General features: G+C 43.3%; 1 protein-coding gene. It reads right to left on the reverse strand.

Annotation, left to right across the window (positions count from 1 at the left end):
• Positions 1-13 precede the first annotated feature (13 nt).
• Positions 14-1,252 (reverse strand): ISL3-like element ISVa7 family transposase, encoded by a 1,239-nt coding sequence (locus AB4351_RS20560; protein ID WP_081317730.1) that lies wholly within the window; start codon positions 1,250-1,252, stop codon positions 14-16.
• Positions 1,253-1,348 lie beyond the last annotated feature (96 nt).

The following is a 1,348-nucleotide window of genomic DNA, read 5'->3' on the forward strand; positions in this document are numbered from 1 at the left end:
GGCTCTTCTCCGCTTAGATGAGCTTGATTTCTGGGTAAATGGTAGAGTGAGTTTCTAGGATTGAGGTTTGTCTAATCTTCAATTTAAAGTAATCAGTATCCCTTACTCCTCGGGCTCGCCGTCTAAGAAGACCTATCGATACATTCCCTGCTTCCACTCGGGCATTCGTCAGCTTATATTTTGCATAATTGCAGATCCCAACTCTTCTCTCCCAAAGCGCGTCTGCGAAGTTGATGAGAGATAAGATCCTCGTCTTTTTAGCAAGCTGGCACCACGCATCAAGAGCTGCGATCATCAGGTCAAAATTACGTTCATCCCATAAGGCTTGAAGCTGTTCTTTGAGCATATAAATCGTACAAAGAGTCTTATTGCTTTCAAGTAAATCATCTAGCCTATCTGACTGCTTATCGCTTAATTTCGGCGCATTTTTGAGGAGTAAAAATAGCGTCCCTTTAAGCATTTTCTTCTCGTCATGTGTTCCTTTCCTAAACGCTTTATTACGCTCTTTCCTTATCAGAAGAGAGTAGTTCTGCATAACGTGAAACCGGTCAAAAACGATGTCTGCATTCGGAAGAGCGTTTCTCACTGCTGATTGGTAAGATTGCCCCATATCCATTGATACCGCTTGGATGCCGTCTCTCGTTTGCGGTGATAATTGTTCAAAAAAGTTGATGAGTACGTTTGAAGTCCGCCCATGGTCAACCCAAATAAGTTGTCCTGAAACGAGATCATAAACGACGGTCATATAGTCATGGCCTTTAGCCCTGGCGACTTCATCAACGCCAATATGAACAAGGTTGGTCAACCTCTTAGGCTCTAAAGCAGGCAAGGTAGATAACAGAAATGCTTTATCGATATTTTTCACGGTTTCCCAGCGTATGTCTAAATGCTTAGACACTGCGTGGATGCTCATATAGCGGCATAGTCCACTAATAAAGTGACAGAATCTCTTGGTATAACGACTCCCCTTATCAACAAAATCAGTCGCTTCAACCAACCTTCGGCCGAGCCTATCTCTTGTCTGAGCCAATTCAATTTCTATAACGCAAGGGCGACCACTGACAGGTAAATCCGACAGGCGACGGTGAACATAGTGGTCGACTGTGCGCGGTGCTCCAGTCTCAGGGTCAACAACTTTACAGCGTCTATCTCGCTTGCATTTGACGAGTACTGAATGAGAGCTTTCTTCGAGCGTTACAGACTGTACGGATTGGCCTTTAAAGTTAAATAGAGCGGAAGATAATAACGACAAACTACAATACTGAGATATAAGGTGGGAAGCGATTATAAATCAATGTGTTACCGGTTTTATTGTTAATTTATAGACTCATCTAAGCGGAGAAGAGCC

The sequence above is a fragment of the Vibrio sp. 10N.261.51.F11 genome, assembly GCF_041471665.1.
GTDB classification, from domain to species: domain Bacteria; phylum Pseudomonadota; class Gammaproteobacteria; order Enterobacterales; family Vibrionaceae; genus Vibrio; species Vibrio crassostreae_C.